Annotated in this window: 10 protein-coding genes; 2 read left to right on the forward strand and 8 right to left on the reverse strand. The window is 66.9% G+C overall.

What is annotated here, in order from left to right:
* Nucleotides 1–103: 103 nt before the first annotated feature.
* The 7 genes from lacB to JX283_RS03825 form a co-directional block, all read right to left on the reverse strand.
* Nucleotides 104–622 (reverse strand): galactose-6-phosphate isomerase subunit LacB, encoded by a 519-nt coding sequence (gene lacB / locus JX283_RS03795; protein ID WP_204829420.1) that lies wholly within the window; start codon nt 620–622, stop codon nt 104–106.
* Nucleotides 623–649: 27 nt separating this feature from the next.
* The gene (gene lacA, locus JX283_RS03800) at nt 650–1078 is read right to left on the reverse strand and encodes a galactose-6-phosphate isomerase subunit LacA (protein ID WP_135978259.1); all 429 of its coding nucleotides are present in this window, start codon (nt 1076–1078) and stop codon (nt 650–652) included.
* Nucleotides 1079–1118: 40 nt separating this feature from the next.
* Nucleotides 1119–1883 (reverse strand): DeoR/GlpR family DNA-binding transcription regulator, encoded by a 765-nt coding sequence (locus JX283_RS03805; protein ID WP_204829421.1) that lies wholly within the window; start codon nt 1881–1883, stop codon nt 1119–1121.
* A gap of 235 nt (nt 1884–2118) precedes the next feature.
* Complete coding sequence (locus JX283_RS03810) at nt 2119–3639, reverse strand: PTS transporter subunit IIC (RefSeq protein ID WP_204829422.1); 1521 nt, start codon at nt 3637–3639, stop codon at nt 2119–2121.
* A 40-nt stretch (nt 3640–3679) separates the two neighbouring features.
* Nucleotides 3680–3985 carry a PTS sugar transporter subunit IIB gene (locus JX283_RS03815; protein WP_204829423.1) on the reverse strand — a complete coding sequence of 102 codons (306 nt, stop codon included), beginning with the start codon at nt 3983–3985 and terminating at the stop codon, nt 3680–3682.
* A 128-nt stretch (nt 3986–4113) separates the two neighbouring features.
* Nucleotides 4114–4614 carry a PTS sugar transporter subunit IIA gene (locus tag JX283_RS03820; RefSeq protein WP_204829424.1) on the reverse strand — a complete coding sequence of 167 codons (501 nt, stop codon included), beginning with the start codon at nt 4612–4614 and terminating at the stop codon, nt 4114–4116.
* A gap of 637 nt (nt 4615–5251) precedes the next feature.
* Nucleotides 5252–6061, reverse strand: coding sequence for a DeoR/GlpR family DNA-binding transcription regulator (locus tag JX283_RS03825; RefSeq protein ID WP_204829425.1), 810 nt, complete (start codon nt 6059–6061; stop codon nt 5252–5254).
* Nucleotides 6062–6319: 258 nt separating this feature from the next.
* Between JX283_RS03825 and JX283_RS03830 the strand changes: the two genes are divergently transcribed.
* Both JX283_RS03830 and JX283_RS03835 read left to right on the forward strand, forming a co-directional pair.
* Complete coding sequence (locus JX283_RS03830) at nt 6320–7261, forward strand: 1-phosphofructokinase family hexose kinase (protein ID WP_204829426.1); 942 nt, start codon at nt 6320–6322, stop codon at nt 7259–7261.
* Nucleotides 7262–7323: 62 nt separating this feature from the next.
* Complete coding sequence (locus tag JX283_RS03835; RefSeq protein WP_204829427.1) at nt 7324–8175, forward strand: class II fructose-bisphosphate aldolase; 852 nt, start codon at nt 7324–7326, stop codon at nt 8173–8175.
* A 77-nt stretch (nt 8176–8252) separates the two neighbouring features.
* Here the strand turns inward: JX283_RS03835 and JX283_RS03840 are convergent.
* Nucleotides 8253–8608 (reverse strand): hypothetical protein (locus JX283_RS03840; RefSeq protein ID WP_204829428.1); only part of this gene is annotated, 356 nt, incomplete at its 5' end.

The following is an 8608-nucleotide window of genomic DNA, read 5'->3' on the forward strand; positions in this document are numbered from 1 at the left end:
ACGCATGGCAGCGGCTGCCGGGAGTCCCCCTCCCGACAGCCGCTTTCTTCAATCATAAAATTGGAGAAGTGACAGATGGGCCAGGCACCGGTGNCACGCGACGTCAGTCGTGGTAGTGGCCCTCGTCCCACTTGACGATGAACTCGTCGAAGAAGTCGGGGGCCGCCTGGGCCTCGGCGTCGCCCTGCCAGACGCCGTCGATCTTGGCCACGAGGGCGTCGTTCTCGGGGGTGGCGTGGTACTCGGCGCCGAGGAACGCGTCCACGATGTCGGCGATGAGGAACTCGCCGCAGATCTTGCCGCCAAAACCCACCACGTTGGCGGCGAGGTTCTCGCGGGCGTAGACGGCCGGGGCCATGTCGCGCACCAGGCAGCAGCGGGCGCCGGGCACCTTGTTCACGGCGTTGGTGATGCCCACGCCGGTGCCGCACATGACGACCCCGGCATCGGCCTCGCCGGAGGCCACGAGCTCGCCCACCCTCTTGCCGTAGATGGGGTAATGGGTGCGAGAGTGGTCGTAGGTGCNGCAGTCGACGACGGTGTGGCCCGCGGCCTTGAGGTGGTCGGCGATGGCCATCTTCTCGTCGGTGACGATGTGGTCGCATCCGATGGCGATGATCATGGGTGTCTCCTTAAGGGTCGGGGTGGCCTAGGCCATCTTGTCGAGCATGTCCACGCGGATCTGGTGGCGGCCGCCGGCGTAGGGCTCGCTCAGGAACTCGTCGACGATGCCGCGGGCCACGTCGGGGCCGGTGATGCCGGCGCCCATGCAGATGAGGCGGGCGTTGTTGTGCTGACGGGTCATGAAGGCGCTGCGCTCGTCGGAGCACTCGCAGGCCACGAGGCCCTTCATGTTGCAGGCGGCCATGTAGCTGCCGGCGCCGTAGCGGTCGAAGGCAAAGCCCAGGCTCTCGGGGTGCTCGAGGAGGTCGCGGCCCACGGCCACCGTGGAGTCCACCAGGTCGGCCGAGGGCTCCTCGGAGTGGTCCACCACCTCGTGGCCCGACTCCAGGAGGTGGGCCTTGACGATCTCCTTGAGGGCCATGCCCTCGGCGTCCGAACCGATGACGATACGCATTGGTGCATCCTTTCTCTGAGGGGACCGGCCCCTGGAACGACTAGTTGAGAACCTCCGTNTACGCGGAGAGGTCCTCGACCTCCCCGGCGGCGANGAGGCGGTCGGTCACGAGGGCGTCCACGTCGGCGAGGGAGTAGAAGGTGTAGAAGTCACGGCGCCCCACCTTGGAGGAGTCGCAGGCCACGTAGCGGCGGTCCGAGCGCTCGAGCACCTCGTTCTGGAAGCGCCCCTCCTCCATGTTGGAGGTGGACACGGCGCCGTCNACGACGCCGTTGCAGCCGATGAACGCGGCATCGATGCCCAGGGGCTCCAGGGATTTCTCGGCCATGGGGCCCACGAAGGCGTCGGTGGACGCGCGGTAGATGCCGCCCACGAGGCAGAGCTCGGTGTCCGGACGGTCGCGGAGCAGGTCGAAGACCGAGAGGCTGTTGGTGACCACCCGGAGNCGCCCCGCCGGCAGGACCTGGGCGAGCCGCTCCATGGTGGTGCCGGCGCAGAGGAAGACCGTCTCGCCTGGCNCCACGAGCACGGCGGCGCGGGCGGCCACGGCGCGCTTCTCCTCCACGTGNAGGGCNCGCTTCTCCCGGTGGGTGTACTCCCGCGGGACNGCGGCACCCCGCTCCCCGGTGACGCGGCGGGCCCCCCCGTGGACGCGCACCACGCGGTCCTGGCCGGACATCTCCTCGAGGTCGCGGCGGACGGTCATGTCGGAGACCTGGAGCTCCTCCGCTATCTGGCGCACGGTGACCGTTCCCAGGGCCTCGCACAGGCGCTGGATGGCATCCTGGCGCTCGGACTTGAGCATGGGGGACCTNCTCCCGTCGTATGTTCGCATCTGTTCTGCTCTGTTCGGTCAACCACTATCGCACAAAATCAAACACATGCATGGGACGTCGCCCACCTATGGCGAAGCCGTGGAGGGCGGTGACAGGAACACCCGGCCACCTGTCTCCCCGCCCGTTCGACCGGCGGTGGGACAAAAGTGTCCGGGTGATGGGACAGCCGAGGGGAACGGGAAGGGCACGCGGGCCGATCGCGAATCACGCGTCGGCGTCGCCTTGGCCCTCGGCGGCCTTCTCGGCGGCCGCCTTGAGCCCCTCGGTGTACTTGCCGGTGAGCAGCGTCTCGGGCTGGCACTTCCCCTGCTTGGCGTACTCGTAGTTGCGCTTGATCATCTCGTGGCGGTACCAGATGAAAAGCAGCGTGTAGGCGACCAGGCCCACCACGGATCCCAGGACGAACGTGATGTCGCCGGACGTGGCGTTGCCGATGAGGTAGGCGAGGAACTTCTCAACAGGTCCCTCCATGGTGGTCTGGCTGATCATGCCCGTCACGCCGTCGGGGAAGGCCCCGACCTGTTGGGCGATCTGGGTCACGAAGGGGGCCACCAGGGTCCCAGCCCAGAGGAAGAGCGGCATGACGAGGGCGCCGATGATGACCATGCGCAGCATCTNGCCNCGGGTCACCACCAGCAGGGACGGCGTGATGCCNATGGCGATGATGCCTCCCAGGGGCAGCAGCCCGTTGCCGGGCAGAACAAGCGACTCGAGGAGCATGATCGGGGCGAGCACGTTAGCGGCCGCCCAGATCTCGGCNCGACCGNCGATGAAGGGCNAGNCGAGGNGGACGTTGAGGGTGCGTCCCTGGAGGTGCTTGTTGNTGGTGGCGAAGTTGGCGATGCCCTGGGAGAGGGGCTCGATGGCCTCGATGAACCAGGCGCCCACCATGGAGAAGAGCTCGAGGCACACGCCGCCCGTGAAGGCGAGGGTGCATATCTGCTTAGCGTCCTGATGCCCCAGCAGACCCACGAACACGCCGAGATAGATGCCGATGGCGAACTTGGAACCCCAGAAGCCAATCTTGGAGTTGAGNTTGGCGGCGTCGAAGTCGTACTTGTCGAGCCACGGCAGGAAGCGGTCGAAGAACTTGTCGAACACCATGTTCACCGGGTTCATCATGTAGTTCATGTGCGTGGTGGTCATGGGGTTGGTGTCGGGCACGTCGAGCAAGTCGTTGAAGGTGGGCTTCATGAGGTCGGAGTTGACGATCTTGAGGGCGCCGATGAAAAGCACGAGGACCGTGGAGACCACGAGCATGAGGGGCCCGGAGACACCGGCCGCCTGCCCGAAGAACATGCAGGCGAGGCCCACAAAGGCCAGGTGCCAGATGTCGAAGACGTCCACGTCGATGGTGTTGGTCCGGTTGAACACGATCNTCACCACATCGAGCAGGACCACGACGAGCAGGTAATAGAGCGTGTAAGGGCTCGCCCATGTGATCGTGGCGAGCGGGGCCCAGCCCACATCGGTGATGGTGAGCTGCAGACCCGTGGACTGCACGAAGGCGTTCATCGGCCCGGCGAACGATGTGGTGAGAATATTGATAATTGCACCGATACCGGTGATGGCGACACCCAACTTGATTCCGCCCATGAGGGCGTCGGCGAACCTCACCTTGAAGCAGAGGGCGATGATGGTGAGGACGATGGTCATGACCGGGGCGGCACCCAGGTCGATGATGGGCGTGAAGACGGCGTTGGCGAAACCGATGATGGCATCCACGGGCCGAACTCCTCTCTTCCGAGCTGGCGGGCGTCCTTGCCTACTTGAGGCCCTTCTCCTTGANGACGGCCTCGANGGAGGCGTAGACGGGCGCCGCCATGGCCGGCATGCGGTAGAGGACGGGGCCGGCGTCGACGACAGGGATGGTCACGGGGAAGCCGAAGTCCGTCTTGGCGATCTGGGCGAAGATGTCGTAGTTATCGAGCATGGACGCCGTGATGTCCTTGATCATCACGGCGTCGCAGGAGACGTCGTAGCCACGCTTCCCGAGCTCGGACTCAAGGGCGTCCTTGATCTGGTGGCTGGAGTTCACCCCGGCGCCGCAGGCGGCAAGAATCTTGATCATGGTCATATTTCCTTTCTTCGGGGCCGCATGCTGCGGCCCGTTTTGCTGGCAAACGAGGAGACCGCCGAACAGGAATCCGTCACCGCAGGTGGTGCGGCTTGCGGGTGGTGCGGCGATGCAGCAGGGGATCACCCGGCCGACGGTGGGAACCTCTCGGTCAGGAAGGCGTTGATCTCTGCCGGGTCGCTCAGGGAGAAGAAGTCTCTCAGCCCTTGGGGGCCGAGACCGTTGACGAAATCCATCACGCGGGCGAGGATGCCTGTCTGCGCCTCCATGTCCTTGTTGAGGATCATGAAGAGGAACGACACCTCGACCTCGTGGGAAGGGTCGAGCATATCCCCCCACGGCACGGGCCTTGCCAGGCGCACCGGCACGAGGCGCGTCTCGCGCACGAACTCGCACTCGGTATGGGGCGCCGCGAAGTTGGGGAGGCCCGGGTCAACAACGGAGAGGTCCATGCCCGTGGGGTAGGCGCGCTCACGCTCAAGGAGGTTGGGAAGGAAGCCCTCGGTGACGAGGCCCTTGGAGAGCAGGTCGGCGGAAACCTCCTTGAGGACGCCCTCGNGGGGACCCGAGGCAGGCAGGTAGACGGTGTCTGGGGAGAAGAGGTCGCACTGACCTGCACTCATAGGTCCTCCTTGCGGCGTCATGGGTCGGCTCGANGGGNGTTTGTNTTCGTTCGATTTTGTTTGTCTTTACCGAGGAGTCTAGGTTCGCCGACCTCGGCCGTCCAGTATCTGGAATCAATGTTTATTGGGGACATTTTTCTAACACGCAATCAGATTAATAGAACAGCTCTATATACAGGTAGTATATTATTAACATTAAATTCAGTGTTCGTTTTCGATGCCCGACGAACAAAGCGGCGCCCGTTCGCCGTCCAAAACCTACCGTCTGTCCGTTGAAGAGAGACTGGGTCGCGCAACAGGGGCGCCCGGCCCGCCCATCCGGCCGGCAATGGTAGGCGGCGCCCCAGGCCCGCACGCCAAGGCCGCTCAGTAAGCCTCTCTCGACGCAAGGTGCCCTTGCTGTGCGGCAGGCCGTTCGATAAGGGGTCCTTGTTCCCCGAAAACCGTTCGCCANAGACCTCTTGCGTCGAGAGGGGCTTGGCGAACNCNCAGTAAGACCNCCTTGCGGCTCGTCCCCCCCACTGTGCGGCTTTGCTGTGCGAACGACACCGCGCAGACACCCGAAGTGCCCAACCAGGGCGACGAAGGTTGTCGGGTTTATGGTGGGACAAAAGTGTCCGAGTGATGGGACAGGNGGTCAGACCTCGCCGGTGAGGACCAGCCGCGCGCCCGGGGCCTGCTCCGCGAGGTCGGCCGCCACCAACCCGTCGGGGTCGCGGTCCATGACGACGGCGTCCACCCCGACCAGCGTGTCCACCAGCAGGAGGCCTGGGGCGTCCACCTTGGTGGCATCCATGAGCACCACGGTCTGCGCGGCGCACGCCATCATGGCCCGCTTGATCTGGGCCATGGGCGCGTAGTTGGTCATGAGGCCGCGACCGGGCACATAGCTCGTGGGGCACACGAACGATATCTGAGGGAGGAGCGACGCCAGGGCCTGCNCGGTCATGGGCCCGTAGGTGTAGCGGTGACCCTTGCGGAGCTCGCCGCCCAGGAGGATGGCGTCGACGGAAGGCATGGAGCGGTCGATGAGGTCGGCCACGGTGAAGTCGCAGGTCACCACCGTAACGTCGCTGTGGCCGCCCAGGGCGCGCACGAGCTCGAGGGCCGTGGTGCCCGAGTCCACCAGCACGGAGTCNCCGTCGGCCACCATGTCGGCNNCGGCNCGGCCCACGGCGCGCTTGGCCTCCACGTTCACGTTGACCCTGCGGTCCTGGATGGAGACCGTGAGCGCCCGGGANAGCGAGACGGCGCCGCCGTGGGTGCGGCGCAGCCGGCCGGCCGCCTCGAGCTCGTCGAGGTCGGAGCGCACGGTCACCCGCGACACGCCGAAGAGCGCGGCGAGGTCGGCCACCTGGACCGAGGCCTCGCGGTCGAGCAGCTCCATGATGGCGGCACGGCGCTCCTCTCCGAACGAACGGCCGTGCTGCGACTCCTGGTGGGCCATGGTTCTTTCCTTTGCGCAGGTTCTGTGGACGTTTTCCTTTCCTTGCCTTGCATTTTAGCAAGAAATCGACTTGCTTTTTGCTTCCTAAGCAAGCAGACGACCGCACCCACCCAAGCTTTGCTGGCCCTGAAACCCCGGTGCGTTTCGTTTGGTTGCGACGCGGCCCCCGCGCGCCGCCGGCTCCCCCGCCCAGGGCCGCGGTACATTCCAGCCGACAGGCACAGAGGCCGTGGCCCCCAAGGCACCGGGAGGAAGCCCATGATCGTCACCGTCACACCCAACGCGTCCATCGACAAGGCCTACCGCATCGCGGCGCCCGTGGCCGTGGGCGAGGTCCAGCGCGTGACCGAGGTCATCGACGTGGCCGGCGGCAAGGGGCTCAACGCCGCCCGCGCCGTCGCCGCCTGCGGCTCGTCCGTCGTGGCCAGCGGGTTCGCCGGCGGTCACGCGGGCGCCCTGCTGCGCGACCTCCTCGACCGCGACGGCGTGCCCCACGACTTCGTGGAGGTGGCCGGCGAGACCCGCTCCTGCATCAACGCCCTCGACCCGAGCGGCACCTCCACCGAGTTCCTGGAGCCCGGCCGCCNCGTCACCGAGACGGAGTTCGAGGAGCTTCTCGTGAGGGTGCGCCGCCTCGCCCGCAAGGCGGCCGTGGTCACCGTCGACGGCTCGGTGCCGGCCGGGCTCGGCGCCAATGCCTGCGCCCGCATCGTCTCGGCCGTGAAGGCCGAGGACAGGCCCGTCATCCTCGACACCTCGGGCCTCCTCCTCGAGGAGGGCGTCCGCGCGCTGCCCACCATGGTCAAGCCCAACGCCGACGAGCTCGCCCAGCTCACGGGCCGTCCCTGCGACGACCTGTCCCAGGTGGTGGCCGCCGCCCGCGCCCTCCACGGCACCGGCATCGAGTTCGTCGTGGTGAGCCTGGGCGCCGACGGCGCCGTCATGGCCTGTCCCGAGGGCACCTTCCGCGGCATCGCGCCCAGCATCGACGTCGTGAACCCCGTCGGCTCCGGCGACACCCTCGTGGGCGCCTTCGCCGTGGCCATGGAGCGCTCCATGGGGGCGGCCCAGGCCCTCGAGTTCGCCATGGCCGCCGCCACGGCCAACTGCCTCTCCCCCGCCACCGGCAACTTCGACCCCGCCGTGGCCGAGGAGCTCCGCGGCCGGACCGTCGTCGAACGGATCGCCGACGGCGAGTGACAGAACGACGGCGGGCCACCCGCCGAGACAAGACAGACACCCTGCACCGGAAAGGAACCGCCATGCTCGTCACCACCCGTGAGATGCTGCTCGACGCCCAGGAGAACCACTACGCCGTGGGCGCCTTCAACGTGGAGAGCCTCGAGTTCGTCATGGCCGTGATCAAGGCCGCCGAGGAGCAGAACTCCCCCGTGATCATGCAGACCACCCCCAGCACCGTAAAGTACGCCGGCCTCGACTACTTCGTGGGCCTCGTCTACGCCGCCGCCGAGAACGCCGACGTGCCCGTGGCCCTGCACCTGGACCACGGCAGCGACTTCGACCTCTGCATGAACGCCATGCACGCCGGCTACACCTCCGTCATGATCGACGGCAGCCACGACACCTTCNAGGACAACNTCCGCAAGNNCGAGNCCGNGGCCCGCGTGGGCGCCTCCATCGGCANCCCCGTGGAGGCCGAGCTCGGCAAGGTGGGCGGCAAGGAGGACGACGGCCCCGACGCCGGCCAGGGCAACCCCTTCACCGACCCCGACGAGGCCGAGGAGTTCGTGCGCCGCACNGGCTGCACCTCCCTGGCCGTGGGCGTGGGCACGGCCCACGGCGTCTACCACGGCACGCCCCACATCGAGCAGGACATCCTCAGGGCCATCCGCGAGCGCGTGGACGTGCCGCTGGTGCTCCACGGCACCTCCGGCGTGCCCGACGACCAGGTTGCCGAGGCCATCCGCAACGGCGTGTGCAAGGTGAACTACGCCACCGAGCTGCGCCAGGTGTACATGAAGGGCTTCATGGACTACATGGGCAAGAACCCCGACGTCTTCGACCCCAAGAAGCCGGCCGTNGACGGCATGGCCAACATCTGCGCCATCGTGAAGTCCCACATGGACAACCTCGGCTCCACCGGCCGCGCCTAAGACGGGCGGGAAAAGTCGCCGAGAAAGGTGGCCCGGTCGNGACGGTTCGCGACNGGGCCACCGGTGTCTTCAGGCGCTCACTGCTCCAGGCGGCGCACCGACAGGCTCACGGTCTCGAGGGACTGGGAGCTGATGAGGTCGTAGACCTCGCCGTTGGTGGCCGTGGTGGGCTCCATGGTGAACTGCGTGTTGGGCGCCACGTCCTGGGAGACCACCACGTACTGGGCGAGCGACTCCTTTACCGAGGCGTCGATGTAGGAGCCGTCGTCGCTCGCGGGCACAAGCGTGACGTAGCCGGGGCCGTAGGCGTCGGTCAGCTTGCCCGCCAGTGACCCGTAGCCGCATTCGGCCAGGTTGCGGCCCACATAATCGCGCACGAAGGCGGTGTACTCGTCGGGGGCGGGGTCGATGGGCGTCATGTCCACCGGCTGGG

Source organism: Olsenella sp. CU969 (genome assembly GCF_905219715.1).
In the GTDB taxonomy this organism is placed as follows: domain Bacteria; phylum Actinomycetota; class Coriobacteriia; order Coriobacteriales; family Atopobiaceae; genus Granulimonas; species Granulimonas faecalis.

Excerpts from the sequence above, each read along its gene's own strand:
- lacA (WP_135978259.1), bottom strand. The coding sequence starts at position 1,078 with ATGCGTATCGTCATCGGTTCGGACGCCGAGGGCATGGCCCTCAAGGAG.